The organism is uncultured Vibrio sp., assembly GCF_947488985.1.
GTDB lineage: Bacteria > Pseudomonadota > Gammaproteobacteria > Enterobacterales > Vibrionaceae > Vibrio.
Genome location: NZ_CANLBV010000362.1, coordinates 1 through 275, shown reverse-complemented (window position 1 = coordinate 275; position 275 = coordinate 1). Strand labels below are relative to the sequence as shown.

Genomic DNA, 275 nt, shown 5'->3' with positions numbered 1-275 from the left:
GCGTTCACAAAAGTGGTCTTTCCTGAGCCTGTGCCGCCCACCACCACGATATTACGGTGTCGGTCGATAAGCTCAATGAGGTGGCGCGCAACGGTCTCGTTTAGGGCGTTTGAGGCCAAATAATCCGCGAACGTGAAGATTCGCGTGGCTTTTTTACGGATCACAAAACTTGGGTTATCCACCAAAGGCGGGACAAGCCCCTCAAATCGACTGCCGTCGGTCGGCAGCTCGCACTCTAAAATCGGGCTGCTGCTTGTCACCACCGTCTTGTGATA

The 275-nt window shown here is 54.2% G+C and carries 1 protein-coding gene; it reads right to left on the bottom strand.

The window, feature by feature from the left end; translation table 11 throughout:
• Window positions 1-260 (bottom strand): ATPase, T2SS/T4P/T4SS family (locus tag Q1A70_RS20650; protein WP_299697705.1); only part of this gene is annotated, 260 nt, incomplete at its 3' end.
• Window positions 261-275: the final 15 nt, after the last annotated feature.